Genomic DNA, 24,071 nt, shown 5'->3' with positions numbered 1-24,071 from the left:
AAGCCTACTTCCCCAAAAACAATGGTCTTAGAATCTAAGGGACGGTTTTTGTAGCTACTGATTAATGCCATAACCAAAGCTAAATCAAGAGCCGGCTCTGTTATTTTCATTCCTCCTGCAATATTAACATAGGCATCATAATCTCCCATTTGTATTCCCATTTTTTTCTCAATAACTGCCATAAGAAGATTAACCTTGTTGTAATCAGTACCTACAGATGTTCTTCTTGGCATTCCAAAGTTAGTATGGGATATAAGTGCCTGAACCTCTACTAATATAGGTCTTGTTCCCTCCATAAGGCATGCCACCACAGAACCTGATGCATCCTCCGGTCTTCCTGAAAGCATAAATTCAGAAGGATTAAGCACCTGCTTTAGCCCATCCTCTCTCATTTCAAAAACACCTATTTCATTTGTGGAACCGAATCTGTTTTTTACGCCTCTTATAATTCTATATGCAGCATGTCTGTCCCCTTCAAAATAAAGTACAGTATCTACCATGTGTTCAAGGACTCTTGGGCCTGCCACTACGCCTTCTTTTGTTACATGACCTACTATAAAAACGGGAATGGTATTTCCCTTCGCTATTTGCATAAGAGTATTAGTTGACTCCCTTACCTGACTTACACTTCCCGGAGCCGAACTAATGTCTTCCCTAAAAATGGTTTGAATGGAATCTATTACCACTGCATCAGGCTTTACCTCTGTTATCACACTTTCAATGGAGTCAAGACTGGTTTCTGCAAGCAGCTTAAGATTGTCACTAAACTTTCCCATTCTGTTAGCTCTAAGTTTTATTTGTTTTAAGGACTCTTCTCCTGATATATAAAGTATGTTTTTTCCTGCCCCTGACATATTTCTACATACCTGAAGTAAAAGTGTGGACTTTCCTATTCCCGGATCTCCCCCTACCAAAATAAGTGCTCCGGGAACTATTCCGCCACCTAAAACCCTGTCTAATTCAGTAAATCCCGTAGTTATTCTTTCTTCATCATTAGCCGTAACTTCATTAATAGCCACAGGCTTGCTGTTTAACAGACTTCTTTTTGTCTGCTTACCGTTATTTTTAACCAATTCTTCCACAAAAGTGCCTACTTCCCTGCACCCCGGACACACTCCCATCCACTTTGAGGATTCATATCCGCACTCTTTACAGAAGAATACTGTTTTTCCTGATTTTGCCATATTTTTCCTTTTCCCAATTAGTTTATTATATAAAAAACAATGCTGCTGTACTAATGCAAAATTATATTCACATTAATACAACAGCTTCGTTAATTTCGTACCTGTTTATGCAGCTACAACTTTAACCACGGTCATGCTGCCTTTTTGCAAGTCAACGTCAAATGTAATCTTTCCTCCAACATCAGTTTTAGAAACGCCTAAATCCTTGTCATCCACAAACACACTGTATTCCTTGTTTGATTCTAATTCTAATGTAATCTGTGTCTGTCCTGTACCTTCAACGAAGAAAGTAACTTCATCTGCTGTCTCTTTAAAAACATTTACTGCTGTTCCCGGAATTGATTCATACACAAAAGTTCCGTTTCTTTCTAATTTTGTCATTTCATTCCATGTCTTTACCTTATACAAGTCACCTGCTACCTCAAAATCTGCAAGTTTCTTCTTTTCCGGTAAATCATAGTTACCAAAACTAATTGATCCGTTACTTTCTTTTTTGATTAATTCCTTGACTGTTGCCATTTCATCCTCCTGTTCACTGTCACTTTGGTGACCTTTCTCTAGATATGAACATTGTACCATAAAACTACAAATAATTGCGAAAAAAGTATGAATTTTTTATAACTTTTTTTCAATTAATTTTCCTGCTTATTTTCCCTGTCCACCTTAAAGGTTACCTTTCCATTTTTACATGAAACAGTAACTTTATCATTGTTATTTACATTGCCGGAAAGCACCTCTTCTGCTAAAGCATCCTCCACCTTTGACTGAATTTTCCTTCTAAGTGGTCTTGCTCCGAATTTTTTGTCATAGCTTTCCTTAGCTATCATATTTTTTAAGGTCTCCGTAAATTTAAGTTCTATTGCCATTTGCTCTTTTATCTGTTTTGCCAGATTTTTAAGCATTATGCCTACGATATTTTTAACCTCTTTTTCAGTAAGAGAATGGAATACTATTATGTCATCAATTCTGTTGATAAACTCAGGCTTAAACATAAGCTTAACTTCTTCCATAACGTCAGATTTCATTTTTTCGTAGTCCTTCTTTTCGTCATTTACAACACCAAAGCCTAAATTTTTCGGATCCACAATTCTGTTTGCTCCCACATTACTTGTCATAATGATAATAGTATTCTTAAAGCTTACTTTCCGACCCTTTGAGTCTGTAATATGACCGTCATCTAACACCTGTAAAAGTACATTAAATACATCCGGATGGGCTTTTTCCACTTCATCAAAAAGAATAACAGAATAAGGATTTCTTCTTACCTTATCACTGAGCTGACCGCCCTCATCATATCCCACATATCCCGGAGGTGAACCTATCATTTTTGAGACACTGTGTTTTTCCATATATTCAGACATATCAATTCTGATAATGGAATCCTCGGTGCCAAAAACAGCTTCTGCCAAAGCCTTTGAAAGCTCTGTTTTTCCCACACCTGTAGGCCCTAAAAACAAAAATGAACCTATAGGTCTGTTAGGATTTTTAAGTCCTACACGACCTCTTCTTACGGCTTTTGCCACGGCACTTACTGCCTCATCCTGTCCTACCATTCGTTTATGCAAAACTTCTTCCAGTTTAAGAAGTCTCTTTTGCTCATTTTTTTCTAATTTAGTAACAGGAATACCGGTCCACATTGATACTATATCCTCAATTTCCCTGTCAGTAATCTTCTGTCTGTTTTCCTTCTCTGATAATTCCCACTTTTCATTTTCAATCTTTACCCTGTTTTCTAATTTGTCCAGCTTCTTTTTAATTTCTGCTGCTGTACTAAAATCAGCATTTCTAACATACATATCCAATTCTAATTTAAGTTCAGCTATTTGTATCTCTTTATTTCTAATAGCCTTAGGCTTCGGATCCTCATGAATACGTTTCTTTGAGCAGGCTTCATCTATTAAGTCAATTGCCTTATCCGGCAGATTTCTGTCGTTAATATATCTCATTGACAGTTTTACCGCTGCTTCAATGGCTTCATCAGTAATATTTATTTTGTGGAAATCCTCATAGGACTTTCTTAGGCCTTTAAGAATTTCTATTGCATGCTCCTTAGTTGGTTCTTCTACTGTTATTGGCTGGAACCTTCTTTCTAAAGCAGCATCCTTTTCAAAATATTTTCTGTATTCATTAATAGTTGTGGCACCTATTACCTGCAAAGTTCCCTTTGTAAGGGAAGGCTTTAATATATTAGAAGCATCCATTGAGCCTTCAGCACTTCCTGCCCCTACAATCATATGAATTTCATCAATAAATATTATTACATTTCCTGCTGCCTCAACTTCATCTATGATACTTTTTAATCTGTCTTCAAATTCTCCTCTGTACTTAGCCCCTGCCACGGTGCCGGTTAAATCAAGACTTATGATTTCCTTGTCCTCCATGTTTTTTGGAACTTTTCCCTCCACAATTCTTGTGGCAATTGCCTCAACGATAGCTGTTTTCCCAACTCCCGGCTCTCCAATTAAACAAGGATTGTTCTTTGTTTTCCTGCTAAGTATCTGCAATGCTCTTTGAATTTCAATATCCCTGCCTATAACCGGGTCTAACTTGCCTTCTCTTGCTTCTTCAGTTAGATTTCTTCCGTATTTTTCCAAGGCTGTTTTTCTGCTTTGTCTGCCATTTCCTTTTCTGTCATCCTTAAAATACTTCTTTGCCTCACTTTGACTGCGACCACAAAGCCTTAATATATCCATGCATACTTTCTTTGTATTAACATCATAACTGGTAAGTATTTTGCCGGCTTCACATGTTCTATCTGTAACCATTGCCATTAAAATATGCTCGGTTCCTATTTCCTTAAGTCCCTGCATATTAGCTTCACTATAGGCATTTTCCAATATTAAATTAGCTTTATAATTATATTCTAACTGTCTTTTATCCGGTATAACGTCCTTCGCCTTAATATCCACGTCATAACCTGCTTCCATAAACCCGATAACATCTGAATATGTGAATTTGTAGTGACTAAGCAGTTTAGCCGTAACACTGTCTGCCACTCTGCACATACCGGCTAAAATATGTTCTGTTCCTATATATTTAATTTTACAAAGGTGAGCAATATAATTAGCATAGGCTAATGCCCTATCAGCCTGTTGCGTAAAAACATATTTTCCCATCTGTTCTTCCTCCATATTATTGTCAGATATAAAGTATAACCATTATTTATGTCAAATATTTAAACTGTTTTTTAAGAAAGGAGTAACTCTAACCTGTATTTTTGTTAGAATCACTCCTTTGTTATTATCTGCTACTTATTAATTAATATCAATAAATTCAAAATCATCATCGTCCTCTTCTTCATCATCAGCAAGCATGGACTTTAATGTTTCTTTTATATCTTCTTCCGTTTCTTTTTGAGCTGCCTTTGTATCATTTTCAATTTTTTCTTCTTTTGAAATTGTCTCCGGTGCTTTCTCCTGATTATCTTCTACAGTTTCAGGAATTTCTTCTACGGTTTCATCCTCTGTAATATCAATGAAAACTTCTCCGTCTTCATCATCTTCTCCACCGTAAAATCCTTCATCAGATTCTAAATCCGAACCAAAAGTAGGCTGGTCACCATAAGTTCTTGTCATAACATCTCTTCCAAAGAACTTTGATGAATCATCTTCCTCTTCCGGTGTAAGCTCATCTGATTCAAGGTTAAATGTAGGAGCCTCTTCATTGTCTTCCTGCACATTCTCCTGTATATCTTCCGGAATAAATTCCTCTACAGGCTCTTCAATTTCTTCTAAAGGCTCTTCAGAATCAATATTATCTATATCTTCTTCCTCTTCTGCCTTCTTTTCTTTCTTTGACTTCTTCTTTTTCTTTTTAGGACTCTCTTCTTTTGTTTCCTCTACATCAGGCTTATAATTGTTGTCTTTGTCTTTCTTAATCCTCTTTTCCTTTTTGTTTAAACCAATGTTAATACACAGGAAAATCAAAATAATTATAACAACAACCAATCCACACATAACTTTTAAGAAAATATTATATTTTTCCACAAGCTTGTTATAATCTTTTTCAAGGTTATTATAGGCTTTAGCTGCTGCCTCTGACTGATTATTTGCATCATTTGATACTAAATATCTCTGGAAGCACTTCTCATTATCATCATAGCAGTAAAGATTTGTTTCTCCATTCCAGTTCATGGCATAAACTAAATACATTCCCTGCTCTTCATCTAATGCCCAGGCATTTACTTCATTATCAACTATTGTTATTTTCTTCTTGTCATAATTCTTAAGAATACCATCTGTTTTTTCCGGTTTTACAATGGTATACATTCTGCTTTTGATTTTTATATTATACATTGGATAAAATACATCTTTATCCTTGTCATATATATAAAATCCCTTTGTTTCATCATTATAAAGGTAAAATGCAGTGATTTTCTTTACTTCGCCTTTGATACATGTATACTTCTTATCATTGTATTTTTCACTTGACTTTGTAAATCCGTCAGGAATATCTGCTTTTGGAAAAGATGAAGATATTTTCATCTGTTTCTTTCCTACTTTTACCGTTGTTTTCTTAGAACTGCTGTCTGTTTTCGGAGTGTCAGATGTATTTGAACCATCTCCATTTTCTGCCTTATACGATTCATCTTCATCAGCAGTCAGTTTAGTTGTATTCAAAGTATATTTCTGAACAGTTCCACTTGTTGATGTTACAGATACTTCTGTTAAGTTTTTTCCTGTATCCATCTTTGTGTTTGCCCACTCTTTTTCAACAACAGCTTTAGATGTGGAATCAGCCGGCACTGCTTCTATCTGAATTTTTTCAGTAGTAGACAACACTGTAAGATTATAAGTATAAGTAGTTGAATTAAAATTCATCTTAACTTCTGTCTTATTTCCTGCTGCATCTACTGCATATACCTTTAGTGAAGACAAATCCGTTGCCTGGTCTGCACTTACACATGTAGCAGTTCCAATAACTAAAACAAATAAAGTTACAACCGTTACCCACAGATTTCTAATTTTCATCATATCATTACCATCCTTTTACAAAAGATTCTTGTGTATCTTTTATTATTTATTCTTAAACCTTAATTATATGACAATTATGCCTCGTCTATAGCCTTTCCTATGTCATTACGCATATATTTATTTTCAAAATCAATTAATTTTGTTGCTTCATATGCGTTGGCTCTTGCTTCTTTAAGGTTAGCTCCCTTAGCTGTAACACCTAGGACACGACCTCCATTAGTAACTATTTTCCCATCAGATAATTTAGTTCCTGCATGGAAAACATAATATCCTTCTTTGTTTTCAAAGTTTTCCAATCCTTTGATTTCAAAGCCCTTTTCATAAGAAACCGGATATCCGTCGCTGGCTAAAACAACACAAACTGCTGCATTATCCTCAAACTCTAATTGAATCTTATCAAGAGTTCCGTCAATACATGCTTCAAAAACATCAACAATGTCATTTTTCATTCTTGGAAGAACTACCTGTGCTTCAGGATCACCGAATCTTGCATTGTATTCAAGTACCTTTGGTCCATCTTCAGTAAGCATAAGTCCAAAGAAAATAATTCCCTTAAATTCTCTTCCCTCAGAAGCCATTGCATCAACAGTTGCCTGATATATATATTTCTTACAAAATTCATCAACTTCCGGTGTGTAAAACGGACTTGGTGAGAATGTTCCCATTCCTCCGGTGTTAAGTCCCTTATCACCATCCTTTGCACGTTTATGATCCTGTGCTGATGTCATAATTTTAATTGTTTTTCCATCTACATAAGAAAGAACTGAAACCTCACGTCCTGTCATAAATTCTTCTATAACAATAGTATTTCCGGCATTACCAAACTTCTTATCAAGCATCAGTTCTTTAACACCATCCATAGCTTCTTCCTTTGTCTGACAGATAAGCACCCCTTTACCAAGAGCCAGCCCGTCTGCCTTAAGAACTATAGGATACTTGGAAGTTTCAAGATATTCCATTGCTGCCTCAGGTGAAGTAAAGTTCTCATATCCTGCTGTAGGAATATTATATTTCTTCATTAAATCTTTTGAGAAAGCCTTTGAGCCTTCAAGTATTGCAGCATTTTTTCTTGGGCCAAACACTCTAAGTCCTGCCTCTTCAAACTTGTCAACTATACCACCAACTAAAGGATCATCCATTCCTACTACCGTAAGATCAATTTCATTTTCCTTTGCAAAGTCAACTAACTTGTCAAATTCCATTGCACCAATATTAACACATTCAGCTATCTGTCCGATTCCTGCATTTCCCGGTGCACAGTAAATCTTATCAACTTTGCTGCTTTTTGCAACTGAAGTTGCAATAGCATGCTCTCTTCCACCACTTCCAACAATTAAAACTTTCATCTTTGTCTCTCCTTAAATATGTAACGCCTCCTACCTTCGGTGGTTGGCAATTCGTCGGAAACATTCCTAAAAATGAACTTCTTCATTTTCTATAAACGTTTCCTCCTCAAATAATTCCGTTTGCTATGTCGTTGATGGCCTTTGGTAAAATCTTCCATTCAGCCTGCTCCATAACACGCTTCTGCAAAATTTCCGGTGTATCTCCCGGCAATACTTCAACAGCCTTCTGGTAAATAATAGGACCTGTATCTGTACCTTCATCTACAAAATGCACCGTGGCACCTGTAACCTTAACACCTCTTTCTAACGCTTTTTCATGAACATGTAATCCATAAAATCCGTTACCGCAAAATGATGGTATTAAAGACGGATGAATATTTATAATTCTGTTTCTGTATTTTGCAATAAGTTCAGGCGGCAACACAACTAAAAATCCAGCTAATACAATAAGATCTAAATTGTATGAATCAATCTTTTCTATTAAAGCATCATTAAACTTTTCCCTGCTTTCAAAATCCTTTATACATACTGATTCAGCTGCTATGCCATTTTCCTTTGCCCTTGTAAGGGCATATGCATCTTTTTTATTACTAATAACTACTTCTATTGAAGCATTTGTAATGTCTCCACTTTTAACTGCATCAATTATTGCCTGAAGGTTTGTTCCTCCACCGGAAACTAAAACTCCAACTCTTAACATAATTCAACACCTTTTTCTCCGGCTTCAACATATCCTAATTCATAACATGTTTCGCCTGCTGCCTTTAATGCTTCCATTGTCTTTTCTACATCTGTTTCATCAATTGCCAGTACCATGCCAATACCCATATTGAAAGTATTGTACATCATTTCCTCTGCAATATCTCCCTCTTTTGCAAGAAGGTCAAAAAGTGCAGGAACCTTGTAGCTGTCCTTTTTAACTACTGCCTTTACGCCATCAGGTAACATTCTAGGAATATTTTCATAGAATCCGCCACCTGTAATATGGCTGCATCCCTTTATTTTAACTCCTGCATCCTTAACATTTCTCAATGCCTTAACATATATTCTTGTAGGAGCAATTAATGCCTCTCCTAATGTCTTTCCTAATTCATCATAATATGTATTAAGAGTTTCCTCTGTCATGTCAAAGACTTTTCTTACAAGGGAAAATCCATTGCTGTGAACACCTGTTGAAGCAATACCAATAAGCTTGTCTCCCGGTTTAATATTTTCTCCTGTAATTAAATCCTTTTTATCTACCACACCTACTGCAAATCCTGCCAAATCATATTCATCTACCGGCATAAGTCCCGGATGTTCTGCTGTCTCGCCACCTACAAGTGCTGCCCCTGACTGCTTACAGCCTTCTGCCACACCACTTACAATAGTAGCAATCTTTTCAGGATAGTTCTTTCCACATGCAATATAATCAAGGAAGAATAAAGGCTCTCCACCTGAACATGCAATATCATTAACACACATGGCAACACAGTCAATTCCTATTGTGTCATGCTTATCCATAACAAAAGCTAATTTTACTTTTGTACCACATCCGTCAGTTCCTGATAAAAGAACAGGTTCCTCCATTCCTTTAATTTTGCCCATGTCAAATGCACCGGCAAAACCACCAATACCACCTAACACTTCCGGTCTCATTGTTTCCTTAATGTGCTTTTTCATTAATTCAACTGACTTATATCCTGCTTCAATATCTACTCCTGCCTTCTTGTAATCCATATTAAACTCCTTCTTGTTTTCTCTAATAATTCTTGTATCCGGTTTCTTTTAACCTGGCGTCTTTTTCAACAACAGAATCTTTCATCTCCCTGCTGAAATCTTTTAGTTTATTTAAAATGTCATTATCTGATGTGGCAAGAATCTTTGCTGCCAGGATTCCTGCATTCTGTCCTCCATTAATGGCAACTGTAGCCACAGGAATGCCTGATGGCATCTGTACGATAGAATATAGTGAATCAACTCCTCCTAAATCAGAAGTCTTCATAGGTATACCAATAACCGGCATTGGGAATAATGCTGCACACATTCCAGGAAGATGAGCTGCCTTTCCTGCTCCTGCTATTATAACCTTAATTCCTCTTTCTTCTGCACCTTTTGCCCATTCAAAGAATATATCCGGCTCTCTGTGAGCTGAAATAATGGTCATCTCATAATCAATTCCCATCTTATCAAGGAATTCTGCTGCTTTGCTCATTACCGGCAGATCTGAATCACTGCCCATTACAATACCTACTTTAGACATTTTGCTCTCCTTTTTCTTTTCGATAAATATGTTATTTTTTCAACAATCTTCATTGTATCATAATACTTACAAATTATGAAGAAAAAAATCATACTTATAACGGTTTATTTAACATTTCCGTGCCGTCAAGTACAAATTTTCCATTCTTTATAATGGTAATCTCTTCTCCTGCCTTAGTTACAGCCGTAATTTCACCTATTTCATCATAAGGAATGGTTATATCTGTATGACATCCGAAATATGCCTTTGAAATATCAGTTTTTCTAAGAGCCGATACTTCATTTTCCCTGGCCACGATCTCTTTTCCGTCAGGGTTATAGGTTTTAATTTCTTCCTCATAACTGTAACAGGTATCTCCCACTGCAAAATGAGGGCCCATTTTTTCCACAATTAAAATAGGAAGCTTATACACTGCCCCAAACTTTCCTGCCATAGCATAAGCTGTTGTATTAGTACCAATGGCAAATTCACCTATAGGAAGAGTTTCATGATTATATAAAACATTTTCTTTTATATATATTTTATTTTCCTCTTCGCTATCAAAGTTGCTACAGTTATAATCTTTAACCTTTCCATCTTCAAAGGTCATTTCAAAATTTTTATATTTAAGTTTTCCTAAATAAACTTCACTTACATGTAATAGTCCCTGAGTTCCCTTAAGCTTAGGCGATGTAAAAACCTCCCCTAAAGGAATGTTTACGTCTGCAAGACAGTTTTCAAAGTTAGTTTCTTTTTCAGGATTTGCCAGTTCATGCATCATAACCTTAATATCTGTTTTGTTCCTGCCCTGACCTTTTACTTTCACATAAACTGCTTTATCTAAGGCATCAATTAAACATTGCTGAACCTTTGCATATTTTTTCTCATCTAATGTGTTAATTTTCACTGTGGCATCGAACATTTCCCTGAAATTCTCACCAAATTCCGGTATTGGGAATGCTATAATGGTAAAACTTCTTTCGTCCCCTTTTATATATTCCTGAATGATTTGCTGATACTCCATGGTAAACTCAACCTTAAGCTTCTGCTGCTTTCCGTCAAGGGAATATGCCTCTTTTTTGTTTTCCGGTTCAAAAGGATTTTCACCAAACACCTCTATTACAGCAGGACCTGCCATTTTAGAAGCCATTTCTTTTCTGTTTTCAAAAGCCTGTTTAGAAACTTCCAGTTTTCTTTTTACATAAGCCTTATCTAAATACAATGCTTCGTCAAATTTGTGGTCAAACCAGTATTGCCTGTTAAAATTTGTAGACCCATATCCTCTAGGGTAAATAACCGACTTAAGTCCCATTTTTTCAAAATTTTTAATGGCCGCTTTTACAATTCGCTCAAATCCAATATTATATCTTATATCAACAGTTTCTTTAATTGATAAATCTTTTCCGGTATTAATAAATCCCTTTCTGTACCCTTCCGTGTATACAAGGGCTAAACTGTCGATTTTCTCCTGATCTAATGAATTAAGATATTTTGCCATTTCTATTTCATTATATCCCACGTGTTCTCCGTAATAGTATAAATATCTCAAGTCCTGCAGGTCGCTTTTTGTAACAATATCCGTTGCAAAGGTATTGTCAGGATTAATCATGGCATCAACTGAAGCTTCAGTAAAAATCTCAGTATTATCTCTCATAAAGGAACAGAGAGTTTCCCTGATTCCATCTACGGTTATGTCCTCCATAGCCTCAAAATCAACATATATTTCTATAAAAAGTTCAAACCATGATACTGAGATTTCTTCCTGTTTTCTATAAAGATTTCCGATAGTTTTCCTTATTTGTTCATACAGAAAACACAGCATCTTTCCATAGTCATCTCCAAGCTTTTTCACTGCAAACTCAGGATTTGCATAGCTTTCACTATAATTTTCATTATATACATCATTATATAAATCATAGTTAATGCGTTCTAATTCCCTAAGCTCTAACTTTTTTATTTCACCGCTGATTATTTTCTGATATATGTTGTCTAAATGACAAATAAACTTTGCAGTTCTTCTGAAATAATCTCCATAAGGCTCTTTTATGAGACTTTCACCGGCAATTTCATTAATTCTGCTTATTGCCATATCATAACGTTCTCTTACGATATCCATACACGCACCTCATTAAATATAAATTAAATACATTCCCAAAACTCCAAGCCATATAACTGCATTGGCAATGGTTCCAATGTATGTATACATCATAAACTTATTCTCTTCTTTAAAGCTGTTTATCCCTACAATAAACCCTGCAATAGATGTAATAAAAGCAAACAAAGTCAAAAGACCTACGTAAATTCCTGCTTTTCCTTTCATTGCCACGGAAATTGCAATTGCCAAAATAATAACCAGCAAGCTCTCAATGGCAATAAGTGTAGAGGATTTTCCACCTTTTGTATACTTTCTAAGAGGAATTTTTTTTGCTTTTTTATCTTCTTTCTCTTCTAATCTTACTTTCTTGCTCTTTCTCACTTATATTTACCCTCAATCTGTTTTTTATGCACCTTTATATATGCTTTCGCACCCTTGTAAATTTCATTGTCACATAACCTAAAAAGCCGCCTATGGTATTTAAGAAAATGTCGTCAACGTCAAATGCTCCAACCTTTAATAAAAGCTGTGCCGTCTCTATTCCCAAACTAAAAAGCATGGCAAGAAGTGTAACGCTAATAACATTTTTGCATATTTTCTTCTTTGAGATAGTCGGAATTAAAAAGCCAAAAGGCATAAAACATATAACATTTCCAACTAAGTTTACAATGGTTACATTCCAGCCGTAGGTATGCCGCATATCCCAAAATCTTGTTATTTCTTTAAACAACGTAAGATTATACCTGTAATTTTTACTAACCATTGACCTGTCTAAGGTCTCTGATAAAAACATAAAATAAAGGGCGGCAAGCATATAAAGTACAAAAAATAATCTGCCAAAATTTCTGACTCTTCTATCTGTTTTTGTCAACTTGCATCTCCTGACTATTTAGCACCATACTGCTCATAATACTTATCAATTGCTGACTTTATCTCATCGTTAATCACAACTTTTCCGTTGCATTCTCTGTTGTATAAATGCTCCACAACATCTGCCATAGTAACAATGGCATTAGTTTCAAATCCGTAAAGATCCTTTACTTCATCAAGGGCACATTTTTCTCCACCTTTTCCAACTTCCATTCTGTCAAGGGAAACCATAAGTCCTACAATGGTAACATCTGCTGCTCCCTTTACTTTTGGAACTGTTTCCTCCATAGACTTACCTGATGTTGTAACATCTTCAATCATTACCACTCTGTCACCGTCTTTTAAAGTGCTTCCAAGGAAGCTTCCCTTGTCTGCTCCGTGGTCTTTCTCTTCTTTTCTATCTGAACAATAACGGATTTCTTTTCCATATAATTCATTAAATGCAATAGCTGTAACCACTGCAAGAGGTATTCCCTTATATGCCGGTCCGAAAAGCACATCAAAATCATCACCATATCTGTCGTGTATTGCCTTTGCATAATACTGACCTAATCTGTGAAGCTGGGAACCTGTAACATAAGCTCCTGCATTCATGAAAAATGGAGACTTTCTACCACTTTTAAGTGTAAACTCTCCAAACTTTAAAACATCACTTTCTACCATAAATTCTATAAACTCACTCTTATATGCTTCCATTGTTAAATCTCCTTATTATAAATATTCAATTTACTTAACACTTCCTATCAGATTGTTTATATCTTCAACTCCATGTCTTTCCATATAATCCTCAATTCCTTCAATAACTTCTATTGTGGTATTTGGATTGTTAAAGTTGGCCGTTCCTACCGACACTGCCGTGGCACCTGCTAATATAAATTCAAGAGCATCCTTAGCACTTGCAATTCCGCCCATTCCAATAATAGGAACTTTAACCGCATTTGCCACCTGATATACCATTCTTACAGCTACAGGTTTAATTGCAGGACCTGATAATCCTCCTGTTTTGTTAGCTAAAACAAACTTCTGTCTTTCAACATCAATCTGCATTCCTGTTAATGTATTAATTAAAGACAAAGCATCTGCGCCACCTGCCTCTGCAGCTCTTGCCATTTCCGTTATGTCTGTAACATTTGGACTTAATTTCATAATAACCGGCTGTTTTGCAACCGCTTTTACAGCCTTGGTTATAGCCTCAACCGCCTTTGGATCCTGACCGAATGCAATTCCACCATGCTTTACATTCGGGCATGAAATATTTATTTCCAACATATCAACACTTTCGTGTCCTAATTTTTCCACTACGTCAATGTAATCTTCCGTAGTTCTTCCACATACATTTACAATTATATTGGTATCATAGTTCTGTAAATACGGAATATCTCTTTTGGCAAATAAATCATATCCCGGATTTTGAAGTCCCACTGCATTAAGCATTCCACCGTAAGTTTCTGCAATTCTCGGTGTAGGATTTCCTTCCCATGGTACATTTGCCACACCTTTTGTAACTACTGCTCCAAGTCTGTTTAAATCTACAAACTCTCCGTATTCAGCTCCGGAACCGAAAGTTCCTGAGGCAACCATAACCGGATTTTTAAATTCAACTCCCGCAATATTAACTTTTGTGTTCATTACAGTTCTACCTCCTCTGCCAAAAATACCGGACCATCCTTACAAATACGTTTGTTGTTTACATTTGAATGAGCATCCTTATCCTTTGACTTACACACACAGGCAAGGCACGCCCCAATACCGCATGCCATTCTCTCTTCTAATGAAAGCTGACACTCTATTCCTTTTTCCATGGCATATTCTTTAATCGCCCTAAGCATAGGTGTTGGACCACAGGCGTATATTACGTCTCCCTGTATTTCTTTATCCTTTATGGCATCAATAACCGTTCCCTTAGTTCCGCAGCTTCCGTCTTCCGTTGCGATATAAAGACTTCCGTTTTCCTGCAATTCCTTAGTAAGAAAAAGTTCATCCCTGTAGCCTGCCACAATCTGAACCTCTGCCTTATCCTTTAATGCTTCTGCCAAACCTACCATTGGCGGGATTCCAATTCCTCCACCAATTAAAATGGCTTTTTTATTTTCACGCTGCATAAATCCATTTCCAAGAGGTCCTATTAATTCAATCCCGTCTCCTGACTTATAGCCTGACATTTCTTCCGTGCCGCCACCAACAACACGGTATACTATTCTGATTGTTCCGTTTTCCTTATCTATCTCACATATGCTGATAGGTCTTGGCAACAATTTAGTTTTGTCCTTACAGTAAATTGAAACAAACTGCCCTGCAACTGCACTGTCTGCCGCCTTAGTTTTTATTATCATACTGTAAATTCCGGTACCAATGCATTCCTGACTGACAACAACTGCTTTTTCCTTTTCTCTCATAACTAATCCATCCTTATTAAAATTTCACTAGAAAATTGAATTAATATCCTCAATCATATCTATAACTGCCTGACGTGATGCATCGGCATAATTTAATTCTCCAAATTTGGCATATTTATCCTGCTTGTATGCACATATAATTCCTCTTGAAGAGTTTACAATGGCACCAAGTCCGTCCTCGTTGAAATATGGTCTTAAGCCTTCTGCAGTTCCACCTTGTGCTCCGTATCCCGGTACCAGAATGTAGCTCTTTGGCATAATTTTTCTTAAAACTTTTCCCATTTCCGGATATGTGGCTCCTACAACTGCACCAATGTAGCTGTATTCATCACCCATGTGCTCCTGACCCCATTTTGCCACATATTCACCAACAAGCTCATACAAAGGCTTTCCATCAATTAATCTGTCCTGAAACTCTCCACTTGATGGATTTGAAGTTTTAACTAAAATAAATAATCCCTTGTTTTCTTCCTTACATACATCAATAAAAGGCTTGATTCCATCTGTTCCAAGATATGGATTAACAGTTGCAAAGTCTTCATCAAATAATGAATATGTTTTGCTTCCAACCTGAACCTTTCCAAGATGACCTGTAGCATATGCTGCTGATGTGGAGCCAATATCTCCACGCTTTACATCTCCTATTACAACTAAGTCTTTTTCCTTTGCATAATCTACAGTCTTTTTAAATGCCACAAGTCCCGGAATACCAAACTGCTCATACATGGCTATCTGCGGTTTTACTGCCGGAATTAAATCATATGTAGCATCAATAATTCCTTTATTGTACTGCCATATAGCTTCTGCTGCTCCCTCAAGAGTTTCTCCATATTCCTCAAAAGCCTTTTTTGTAATATGCTCCGGCAAATAACTCATCATAGGGTCTAAACCTACTACTACCGGTGCATTGGTTTCTTTAATTTTCTTAACTAATTTATTAATCATTCTATTTCTCTCCTTTATTGTATACTACATTGCCATTTAAAATCGTATATTCAACCTCTCCGGATACCCTGTAACCATTAAAAGGTGTATTTTTTCCTTTAGAAGCAAATTCATTTGAGTCAATAACATATTCTTTATTTGGATTGATAATGGTAACATCTGCTATGGCTCCTTCATTTAATGTTCCTTTGTTAATTCCAAGAACCTTCGCAGGATTGTAACTCATTTTTGCAGCCATCTGAAGGGGTGTAATATGTCCTTTTTTTACCAGATTAGTTATGGTAAGTGCCACAGATGTTTCAAGTCCCACGATTCCAAAAGGTGCATGCTCTAAATCCTTCGCCTTTTCCTCTGCACTGTGGGGAGCATGGTCTGTGGAAATAACATCCATTATATCATCACTTAATCCCTTTATTAATGCTTCCATATCCTCTCTTGTTCTAAGAGGAGGGTTCATTTTGAAATTAGCATCATTAGAAGTAATATCATCACTGCACATGGAAAAATGATGAGGGCACACCTCTGCGGTAACCTTTACTCCCTCTTCCTTAGCACGTCTTACCATTTCCACGCTGTCTTTTGTGGAGCAATGGCATAAATGCAATTTAGCACCTGTTTCCTTTGCTAAAAGAATATCTCTTAAGGCTATAACATCTTCCACTGCATTGCTTATTCCCTTAACCCCTAACTCCTTTGACTTGTCTCCTAAGTTAATAACTCCGCCTTCTACAAGGTTTATGTCTTCACAATGTGCCAAAACCGGAATATCCGCTTTTTTAGCATTTTTCATTGCTTTTCTATATACACCGGAATTCATAACAGACTTTCCATCTTCACTTATGGCACAGATTCCTGCTGCCTTTAGTCCCTCTACATCTGTAATTTCAACTCCTGCCATGTTTTTGGTAACTGCCCCTACAGGAAGTACATTGGTAAGCCCTACGGCTTTTCCCTTATCTATAATGTATTTAACTGTTTCCGGGGAATCTACTACAGGTTTTGTATTCGGCATGCAGCATACGGTAGTAAATCCACCTTTAGCAGCTGCCCTGCTTCCTGTTTCTATATCTTCTTTATATGTTAATCCCGGATCTCTGAAATGCACATGCAAATCTATAAGTCCCGGCATTACATAACAGCCTTTAGCATCTATAATCTGATTCGCTTCATTTTCAATATGTGAAGCTTTTTTTACTATTACTCCCTTATCAATCAGAATATCCATAACACTGTCAAGATTTTCTGATGGATTAAGAACCCGTCCGTTTTTTATGAGTATTGACACCTATAAATCCTCTTTCTTATATATTTACCTTTAAAAGGCACAAAAATCCATATAAAAGTATAGCAAAAAAACACATCCCTTTCAATATAAAGAGATGTGTTCTAACTTTTAATTTGAAGTTCTTTTGTAAATTGTTATTAATCCGTCCACATTATACACCACTTCATACTTGCCTGAAGCAATAATATTGCTAAACTTCTCTTTTTCAGTATCATATCTTGCATCCACTACCAGATAATCAGTATATATATCACTTTCAAGATGATTCTGATCATATAAAATAAGGTTCTTTGACAAATGTGGTACCAAAAATCCTGATGCACATACTGAAGCATCCTCCGGAACCATGTCCAGTGCCTTGTTAAGTCCCTGATATGTAGCCTTATCCGCATTATATCTTGATACATAATATGGTGCCTTCTGGTAAATGCTTCCCATAAACATTACACTGGCACATATTACCGAAACAGTTGCCAGTTTCTTTGCCCTGTTTATATCCATATCTGCTATGTTTAATATAATTGCATACATCATAAGTGCTATAACACTAAAATCGTATTGGAATGTTATATCATGCATATATAAATATGTCGGCAATAAATTAATGATTATAAACGGAAGAAGTAATATATATCTTGAATACTTCTTTCCTGTTGTAAAAAGCACTGCTGCTACAGGAACAAGCATGGAAATGATATATCCGATTTTATCCATTGAGTTATCATTTGTGTTTCTTATAATCTGACTGATGGCATAACCCGGATTAGCCAAAAGCGTCTCAAATACCTGAATAAGACCTCCATCCTGAGTAAAGTATAAATTTCCAAATCTATATTCCTGTATTCCAAGACCATAGCTATTTACTATGGCTGTTGCCATAGCGAAGTAAATTGCTGATGCCACAATAAGAATAACACCACGTTTTTTATCCTTCTTTGAAAACAGGAAGAATATCCCCAATATAAACACATAAACCGGTGCATCTTCCTTAACCATCAATGACAAAATTGCAAATATAACAGCTGCAACGTTCTTCTTTTTTTCAACTGCCCAGGCTAACATTAACAGAAAAAATGTTATAAAGCAGTTTTCGTGAATATCATAAAATGTTCCGCCTGCCGTAGCCGGATACAAAGCATATATCAGTGAAACTGCAATTGCCATCTGGTTAGATAACTTGTGATGTTTACAAAGTAATAATATTGGTATAACAGGAATGGCAACCATAAATGCCTGTATAAGCTGAACTGTTATGGCGTTATCAAATATAAAATATATTGGAAGCGCTATATAAAATATAGGTGAAAAATGCACTGCAAAATGTGAAAGCAATTTATTTCTCTCTACTGTAGTGCTGATGGTTCCTTTTTGCTTCATATATTCATACATTTGAGCAAATATACCAAAATCAAATGTTGAATTGCTATATGTAAGATATCTGTATACCGTAACCACTCCTATAAAGGCAAAGAGTAAAACACCAATTACAGCTACAACAATCCATGTTTCTTTTTTAGTTAAATGAATTTTAGCAAAAATATTAAAAATATCCTCTTTCACATACATAAATGCCAAAACTGCAATGACACACAACACTGTTTGGAAACATACATTTCCAATCCGGTTATAATATGATGCATCTCCCCATGAAACGGAATATCCCTGACATGCGCACAAAATTACAAAAAGATACACAAAAGCAAACATAGCCAGTTTTGCCATGGAATCCTTATGTATATAAAGCATGGCCATAAGTGCCATACCTATCACAAATAGACATATGACAATGGCAATATTAGTAGCTCCTCCAAAATTTACATCATTAATGTGCCTGTATGCCCCTCGTATTATTGAACATAACGCCCAACTTCCTACTGCACTTACAAAGAAACCTTCAATGATTTCTTTTTGATACTGCAATAATGATTTGATTTTATTCACTTTCCCTTCCTCACTTATAAAAACTTTTTCTCTATTTTAGCATATATCTTACAACTTATGTGGTAAAATTTTGTTTTTTGATAAAAATAATATTGATTAATGTTTTTTATATGATATACTATGTAGTATTAAATACTATGTTAAGGAGTTTTACAAGTCTATGTATAAGATAATTAGTGACAGTGCCTGTGATTTGTCAAAAAAGTATATTGCAGAACACGATATTACAATAGTTCCTCTTTCAGTTTCATTTGATGGAGAGACATATTACAGGGATTCCATAGATATTTCAAGAGATGAATGTTATGAGAGAATGGTTTCAAATCCGGGAGTTTACCCTAAAACTTCCCTTCCAAGTGTTGACAGCTATTACAATGCTTTTAAGGAATTTACTGACAAGGGTATTCCTGTTGTTTGCTTTACCATTACTCTTATTTTCAGTGGTTCTTATAACTCAGCAATGAATGCAAAGGAAATGATTGAGGAAGAAAATCCTGATGCTAACATTACTGTTATTGATTCTAAGCAAAATACCGTAACTCAGGCTCTTATTATTGACCAGATGGTTAGAATGCGTAATGCAGGAATTTCCTTTGAAGATTCTTTAAAAAAATTAGAGCCTTTAATGGCAAGCGCCCGTATTTTCTTTACAGTAGGTTCTCTTGACTATTTAAAAATGGGTGGTCGTATCGGTAAGCTTGCATCTATTGCCAGCAAAATCGACGTTAAACCTGTTATTATAATGAAAGATGGAGATATCAGCCTTGGGGGTATCGGACGAAACAGAAATAAACTTAAGGCTAAGGTTTTATCAACAGCTAAGGCTTATCTTGATGAAAACGGAAAAGACAATTTCGTGGTTTCCGTAGGATACGGATATGACAAAACAGAAGGTGTCAGCTTTATGAATGATGTAGAGGAAACTCTTGGAGTTAAACTTAATTCTGAAACCAATGTTGCCATTGGTATCGTATCCGGCGTACATACCGGCCCACATCCTATTGGATTAGGTGTAATCAGAAAATATGAAACACTGTAGTTAAACAAGCAACAGCAAAACAGGCAGTCAGAACGTGTTCAAATCACATTCTAACTGCCTATTTATATATCTTCTCTAAATTTCTGTTTTATCTGTCCCACTTATCGCATAGAGACTGTATCTGACTGGTGAATCTTGCCAAATCTTTATTGGTTCCACCTTCATTTCTCTTAATAACAGCCATAAGACGGTTACCTGCTGATACAAGGTTGTCGTAAATTCCATTAGCCCTGCGTTTCTTTGCCTTCTCAGCGATTCGTTGTGGAATACCTTCTTTAATCAACTCACCGGATATTAAATCAAACTCTGTTCCACTATATGGAGCATATGTATCATAACCATGCTGTTTGCTTAACAGTTCTGCAAAAGTATCACACACCTGATCTTCTCCATGAACGACAAACACCTTATCCGGCTTTTTCATCATGGATTCCATCCAGTTAATCAGTCCTTTTTGGTCTGCATGACCACTTACTCCCTTTAAATTTTCAATGTGGGCATTTACTGCAATTTCCTCACCAAAAAGTTTTACTGACTTAGCGCCTTCAAGAAGTGACCTTCCAAGAGTACCTACTGCCTGATATCCCACAAACAAAACAGTACACTCTTCCCTCCAAAGGTTATGCTTCAAATGATGTCTGATTCTGCCGGCTTCACACATTCCTGATGCCGATAAAATAACCTTTGGTTTCATATCTTCATTGATGGCAATGGAATCCTGAGTTGTTACGGAAACATTTAATCCCTCAAATCTCAGTGGGTTAATTCCCTGATTTATAAGTTCCATGGTTTCATCATCAAAACAGTCTATTATATTATTGTTAAACACGTTTGTAGCTTCCACCGCTAAAGGACTGTCAACATAAACCTGAAAATGAGGGAATCCGGGAACCATATTTTCTTTTTTTATAATTCTTAAGAAATATAGCATTTCCTGAGTTCTGCCTACAGCAAAAGACGGAATAACTACATTTCCACCTCTCTCAAAGGTTTCATTTAGTATTCTGGCAAGAGCTCCCACATAATCCGGTCTGTCTCCGTGTAATCTGTCACCATAAGTTGATTCAATAAGAACATAGTCAGCACCATCCATAGGCGTAGGATCTTTAATAATAGGTTTATTAATATTTCCAACATCCCCTGAAAAAATAATTGTTCTCTTTTCCTCTCCCTCAGTTAAAAACATCTTAATGCTGGCAGAACCTAGCAAATGTCCCGCATCCTCGTACTTCACGGAGATTTCATCGCAGATTTTCACCATACTGTCATAGTCCACCGGAACTAACAACTCGCAGGCTGCCACAGCATCATCCATAGTGTATATGGGTTCATAAGGTGCCTCACCAGACCTCTTTGCCTTTCTGTTTCTCCATTCTGCCTCAAACTCCTGAATATGTGCACTATCACGAAGCATTATGTTGCACAAATCACAGGTAGCTCTGGTAGCAAACACCTGTCCTTTAAATCCCTGTTTCACCATCAGTGGAATGAGACCTGAATGGTCAATATGGGCATGGGTAAGAAAAATGTAATCGATTTCTCCTGCTAAAACCGGCAGTTCCTGATTTACATAAATATCCTTTCCCTGCTCCATTCCACAATCCACAAGTACCTTTTTGTCACCAACCTGAATAAAATGACAGCTTCCTGTAACTTCATGGTCTGCTCCTAAAAATGTAAGAATCATAACTAGCACCTCCCTATTCGATTTTATCCGAAACTCATAATTTATATAACAGTAATTATACCATTTTCCCCGGAAGGTCGCTATATATATTTTAGCAAATGTGTTAGATTTAATTAGTTAATTCTGATAATTTATCTGCTCTCCTGTAATTAACGAATACCGTACTAACTTATCCCCATCTAATTTTTCCCTGTGCATGTCCACTGCGGTAATCTGATGATTGTTATAGGTTGTATAATAATAAATCCCCTTGGTTGCATTGCAGCATGAAGTATAAATTGTTATCTCATACTTGCCTTCTTCCACTTCACAGCATCCCCTTTGCTGGTCAACAGAGCCTAGAATATGGAAGAACTGACTGACACTTTCCTCTTCGCCATCTCCTGATACGGAATTCATTTTGGTAAAGGCAACCTTGGCAAATCTTGAAGCTGATGACAAATCCCCCGGAAGCCCCAAAGCTCCCATTCCACGACTGTAGGCATTAAAATCCAAATCCTTTGAAAACTTATTTTCAGGCTGTTTAGGAGATAAATTCATATAATTGTTTAGCATAAACATCTGCTGATCAAAGGGTGGATTGTTGGTAAGAACTCCCACGGGATTGTCATATATATGAAGTCCGTCTGCCATGCATTCCACTGTAATTGAGCTCTTTTCATCTGCAATTATCCAATGAAGCTGTGCAGAAGGCAACTGCTCACTAAAAGGTGTTGCCACCAGATTCATATGGGACAGCGCCTCCCTTGCCTCATCTACATTGGAGTATTGTGCCAAAATCCACATAATAAACTCAAACTGAGCCACATTGGTTTCATTTTCCTTAACTTCCTGATACATGGCATTTCCAACAAAATTAAGCCCTGCCATTCCAAGACCTTTCTCATTAATTGCATCATAATATAGAGGATACTCCCCTACAACATACGCCATGCCCATTATGGCATAGTGATTATCTAAAGCCTTTGTATGTCTAAAATTAATTGGATAATTTCTCGGAGTTATGGCAATTTCATCGCCATATGAAAACTCATAGTCCAATGTTCTTCCAAAATAAAAATCCTTTGTTTTATATGTTGCTGCGGTACACATACTGCCTCCTGGTTTATTTTATAGTATTACGTTTTGCATATATTTATTTTTCTACTGTTGCCTGAACTCTATCTCTCCGGTATCTGCATTCATCCCGTCCACAATTGCAAGGGATTCTAAATGATATCCCAGATTTCTAATTGTTCTACCTCCCGGCTGAAAGCCTTTTTCTTATAATCACTCTTTAATTTCCACTATTTTTCCTGTGTGAATGGCTTTTAATTTATCTTTCATAATTTTATGCATTATCTCATAAGCTTTATCCCCTGTACAATGCCCAGTATAAAAAATAGTGTACATCTTGTTTAATTTTTTTGCAATAGACTCTATATTTGCTATTTCTTCTTTAGTATACCCACCTTTTTTAAACATATGAAACCCACTGATTACTACCATTGGCTCATTGGCAAATTTCTTCTTATATGCCTCTAAAATATTTATAATTCCACAATGTGCACACCCTGATATAAGGGCATTTCCCTTCTTTGTACATATTACAAGGCTTTGCTCATGGGAAAAATCATCTTCTGTAATTTTTCCATCCACTTTTCTTAGAAATTTTATATTTCTCTTTTCTGTGGGTACATTAGAAATCAAATATAAATTATCATCTATTTTATAGCTTCCATCTACTAATTTAAGCTGCGGCAAATTCAATATTCTGTTATCTATTCCTATATATGTGTCTTTGTAATAGCATTCCTCTGTTGCATTTTTTTGCATATAAATTTGTGCATGATTGTTTATCTCACAAAATTTAAGCAAACCACCTGCGTGATCATAATGCCCATGACTTATAATAACCTTGTCAATTTCATTTAAATCAATTCCTAATTTTGCGGCATTTCCCACAAATCTGCCTGTGGCTCCCGTATCAAATAACAATTTATACTGTTGAATTTCAATATATAATGCCAAACCATGTTCAAAATCACACTCCATATCCTCCGGGGTGTCCTCAATTAATGTTATTACTTTCATTGTGTTTTTCCCACCA

The 24,071-nt window shown here is 36.2% G+C and carries 21 protein-coding genes and 1 pseudogene; 1 reads left to right on the top strand and 21 read right to left on the bottom strand.

Annotated features, from left to right (window positions below):
- From radA to Q5O73_RS01790, 17 genes are all read right to left on the bottom strand, one after another.
- A partial coding sequence (radA, locus tag Q5O73_RS01870) for a DNA repair protein RadA (RefSeq protein WP_302668922.1) occupies nt 1–1,184 on the bottom strand: 1,184 nt, incomplete at its 3' end.
- Between the two features lie 105 nt (nt 1,185–1,289).
- Nucleotides 1,290–1,703, bottom strand: a complete 414-nt coding sequence (locus Q5O73_RS01865) for a hypothetical protein (protein ID WP_021951860.1) — start codon at nt 1,701–1,703, stop codon at nt 1,290–1,292.
- Nucleotides 1,704–1,816: 113 nt separating this feature from the next.
- Entirely contained in the window at nt 1,817–4,300 is a 2,484-nt protein-coding gene (locus tag Q5O73_RS01860) for an ATP-dependent Clp protease ATP-binding subunit (protein WP_118589788.1), read from the bottom strand.
- A gap of 138 nt (nt 4,301–4,438) precedes the next feature.
- The gene (locus tag Q5O73_RS01855; protein WP_302668921.1) at nt 4,439–6,157 is read right to left on the bottom strand and encodes a cadherin-like beta sandwich domain-containing protein; all 1,719 of its coding nucleotides are present in this window, start codon (nt 6,155–6,157) and stop codon (nt 4,439–4,441) included.
- A gap of 74 nt (nt 6,158–6,231) precedes the next feature.
- Complete coding sequence (gene purD, locus Q5O73_RS01850) at nt 6,232–7,503, bottom strand: phosphoribosylamine--glycine ligase (RefSeq protein ID WP_302624404.1); 1,272 nt, start codon at nt 7,501–7,503, stop codon at nt 6,232–6,234.
- A gap of 106 nt (nt 7,504–7,609) precedes the next feature.
- Nucleotides 7,610–8,203, bottom strand: coding sequence for a phosphoribosylglycinamide formyltransferase (purN, locus tag Q5O73_RS01845; RefSeq protein ID WP_118589791.1), 594 nt, complete (start codon nt 8,201–8,203; stop codon nt 7,610–7,612).
- Complete coding sequence (gene purM, locus Q5O73_RS01840; RefSeq protein WP_118589792.1) at nt 8,197–9,222, bottom strand: phosphoribosylformylglycinamidine cyclo-ligase; 1,026 nt, start codon at nt 9,220–9,222, stop codon at nt 8,197–8,199. The genes purN and purM overlap by 7 nt, the downstream gene beginning before the upstream one ends.
- 22 nt (nt 9,223–9,244) lie before the next feature.
- Nucleotides 9,245–9,745 carry a 5-(carboxyamino)imidazole ribonucleotide mutase gene (purE, locus tag Q5O73_RS01835; RefSeq protein ID WP_118589793.1) on the bottom strand — a complete coding sequence of 167 codons (501 nt, stop codon included), beginning with the start codon at nt 9,743–9,745 and terminating at the stop codon, nt 9,245–9,247.
- Nucleotides 9,746–9,839: 94 nt separating this feature from the next.
- The gene (locus Q5O73_RS01830) at nt 9,840–11,840 is read right to left on the bottom strand and encodes an aminopeptidase (protein ID WP_302668920.1); all 2,001 of its coding nucleotides are present in this window, start codon (nt 11,838–11,840) and stop codon (nt 9,840–9,842) included.
- 12 nt (nt 11,841–11,852) lie between these two features.
- Nucleotides 11,853–12,200: a DUF6142 family protein gene (locus tag Q5O73_RS01825; protein WP_021951852.1), complete on the bottom strand. Its 348-nt coding sequence runs from the start codon at nt 12,198–12,200 to the stop codon at nt 11,853–11,855.
- A gap of 34 nt (nt 12,201–12,234) precedes the next feature.
- A complete protein-coding gene (locus tag Q5O73_RS01820) occupies nt 12,235–12,690 on the bottom strand; it encodes a VanZ family protein (RefSeq protein WP_021951851.1) in 456 nt (151 codons plus the stop codon).
- Between the two features lie 14 nt (nt 12,691–12,704).
- On the bottom strand, nt 12,705–13,385 hold the full coding sequence (gene pyrE / locus Q5O73_RS01815) for an orotate phosphoribosyltransferase (protein ID WP_118589795.1): 681 nt from the start codon (nt 13,383–13,385) through the stop codon (nt 12,705–12,707).
- 30 nt (nt 13,386–13,415) lie between these two features.
- On the bottom strand, nt 13,416–14,318 hold the full coding sequence (locus Q5O73_RS01810) for a dihydroorotate dehydrogenase (RefSeq protein ID WP_021951849.1): 903 nt from the start codon (nt 14,316–14,318) through the stop codon (nt 13,416–13,418).
- Complete coding sequence (locus Q5O73_RS01805) at nt 14,318–15,085, bottom strand: dihydroorotate dehydrogenase electron transfer subunit (protein WP_021951848.1); 768 nt, start codon at nt 15,083–15,085, stop codon at nt 14,318–14,320. The genes Q5O73_RS01810 and Q5O73_RS01805 overlap by 1 nt, the downstream gene beginning before the upstream one ends.
- 27 nt (nt 15,086–15,112) lie before the next feature.
- Nucleotides 15,113–16,030, bottom strand: coding sequence for an orotidine-5'-phosphate decarboxylase (pyrF, locus tag Q5O73_RS01800; protein ID WP_021951847.1), 918 nt, complete (start codon nt 16,028–16,030; stop codon nt 15,113–15,115).
- Between the two features lies 1 nt (nt 16,031).
- Nucleotides 16,032–17,315 (bottom strand): dihydroorotase, encoded by a 1,284-nt coding sequence (locus Q5O73_RS01795; RefSeq protein WP_118589797.1) that lies wholly within the window; start codon nt 17,313–17,315, stop codon nt 16,032–16,034.
- 108 nt (nt 17,316–17,423) lie between these two features.
- Nucleotides 17,424–19,256 carry a DUF2079 domain-containing protein gene (locus Q5O73_RS01790; RefSeq protein ID WP_302668919.1) on the bottom strand — a complete coding sequence of 611 codons (1,833 nt, stop codon included), beginning with the start codon at nt 19,254–19,256 and terminating at the stop codon, nt 17,424–17,426.
- Nucleotides 19,257–19,416: 160 nt separating this feature from the next.
- Between Q5O73_RS01790 and Q5O73_RS01785 the strand changes: the two genes are divergently transcribed.
- Nucleotides 19,417–20,295, top strand: coding sequence for a DegV family protein (locus Q5O73_RS01785; protein WP_302668918.1), 879 nt, complete (start codon nt 19,417–19,419; stop codon nt 20,293–20,295).
- 88 nt (nt 20,296–20,383) lie between these two features.
- Here the strand turns inward: Q5O73_RS01785 and Q5O73_RS01780 are convergent, their stop codons facing one another.
- The 4 genes and pseudogenes from Q5O73_RS01780 to Q5O73_RS01765 form a co-directional block, all read right to left on the bottom strand.
- On the bottom strand, nt 20,384–21,982 hold the full coding sequence (locus Q5O73_RS01780) for an MBL fold metallo-hydrolase RNA specificity domain-containing protein (RefSeq protein WP_118589800.1): 1,599 nt from the start codon (nt 21,980–21,982) through the stop codon (nt 20,384–20,386).
- Between the two features lie 117 nt (nt 21,983–22,099).
- The gene (gene bsh, locus Q5O73_RS01775) at nt 22,100–23,074 is read right to left on the bottom strand and encodes a choloylglycine hydrolase (protein WP_302668917.1); all 975 of its coding nucleotides are present in this window, start codon (nt 23,072–23,074) and stop codon (nt 22,100–22,102) included.
- 51 nt (nt 23,075–23,125) lie between these two features.
- Nucleotides 23,126–23,245, bottom strand: a pseudogene (locus Q5O73_RS01770) (xanthine phosphoribosyltransferase); the annotation flags it as partial.
- Nucleotides 23,246–23,251: 6 nt separating this feature from the next.
- Nucleotides 23,252–24,055 carry an MBL fold metallo-hydrolase gene (locus Q5O73_RS01765; protein ID WP_302668916.1) on the bottom strand — a complete coding sequence of 268 codons (804 nt, stop codon included), beginning with the start codon at nt 24,053–24,055 and terminating at the stop codon, nt 23,252–23,254.
- Between the last annotated feature and the right edge of the window lie 16 nt (nt 24,056–24,071).

It is taken from the genome of Eubacterium sp. AF15-50 (genome assembly GCF_934835595.1).
In the GTDB taxonomy this organism is placed as follows: domain Bacteria; phylum Bacillota; class Clostridia; order Lachnospirales; family Lachnospiraceae; genus Eubacterium_G; species Eubacterium_G segne.
The sequence above is the reverse complement of the archived record's forward strand: the minus strand, read 5'-3'. Positions and strand labels throughout refer to the sequence as shown.

Bases quoted from the DNA above. Each gene is read 5' to 3' on its own strand.
- purM (WP_118589792.1), bottom strand. From the start codon at position 9,222: ATGGATTACAAGAAGGCAGGAGTAGATATTGAAGCAGGATATAAGTCA.
- Q5O73_RS01865 (WP_021951860.1), bottom strand. From the start codon at position 1,703: ATGGCAACAGTCAAGGAATTAATCAAAAAAGAAAGTAACGGATCAATT.
- Q5O73_RS01830 (WP_302668920.1), bottom strand. From the start codon at position 11,840: ATGGATATCGTAAGAGAACGTTATGATATGGCAATAAGCAGAATTAAT.
- bsh (WP_302668917.1), bottom strand. From the start codon at position 23,074: ATGTGTACCGCAGCAACATATAAAACAAAGGATTTTTATTTTGGAAGA.
- purE (WP_118589793.1), bottom strand. From the start codon at position 9,745: ATGTCTAAAGTAGGTATTGTAATGGGCAGTGATTCAGATCTGCCGGTA.
- Q5O73_RS01860 (WP_118589788.1), bottom strand. From the start codon at position 4,300: ATGGGAAAATATGTTTTTACGCAACAGGCTGATAGGGCATTAGCCTAT.
- purN (WP_118589791.1), bottom strand. From the start codon at position 8,203: ATGTTAAGAGTTGGAGTTTTAGTTTCCGGTGGAGGAACAAACCTTCAG.
- Q5O73_RS01765 (WP_302668916.1), bottom strand. From the start codon at position 24,055: ATGAAAGTAATAACATTAATTGAGGACACCCCGGAGGATATGGAGTGT.
- Q5O73_RS01780 (WP_118589800.1), bottom strand. From the start codon at position 21,982: ATGATTCTTACATTTTTAGGAGCAGACCATGAAGTTACAGGAAGCTGT.
- Q5O73_RS01810 (WP_021951849.1), bottom strand. From the start codon at position 14,318: ATGAACACAAAAGTTAATATTGCGGGAGTTGAATTTAAAAATCCGGTT.
- purD (WP_302624404.1), bottom strand. From the start codon at position 7,503: ATGAAAGTTTTAATTGTTGGAAGTGGTGGAAGAGAGCATGCTATTGCA.
- Q5O73_RS01805 (WP_021951848.1), bottom strand. From the start codon at position 15,085: ATGAGAGAAAAGGAAAAAGCAGTTGTTGTCAGTCAGGAATGCATTGGT.
- pyrF (WP_021951847.1), bottom strand. From the start codon at position 16,030: ATGATTAATAAATTAGTTAAGAAAATTAAAGAAACCAATGCACCGGTA.
- pyrE (WP_118589795.1), bottom strand. From the start codon at position 13,385: ATGGAAGCATATAAGAGTGAGTTTATAGAATTTATGGTAGAAAGTGAT.
- Q5O73_RS01855 (WP_302668921.1), bottom strand. From the start codon at position 6,157: ATGATGAAAATTAGAAATCTGTGGGTAACGGTTGTAACTTTATTTGTT.
- Q5O73_RS01785 (WP_302668918.1), top strand. From the start codon at position 19,417: ATGTATAAGATAATTAGTGACAGTGCCTGTGATTTGTCAAAAAAGTAT.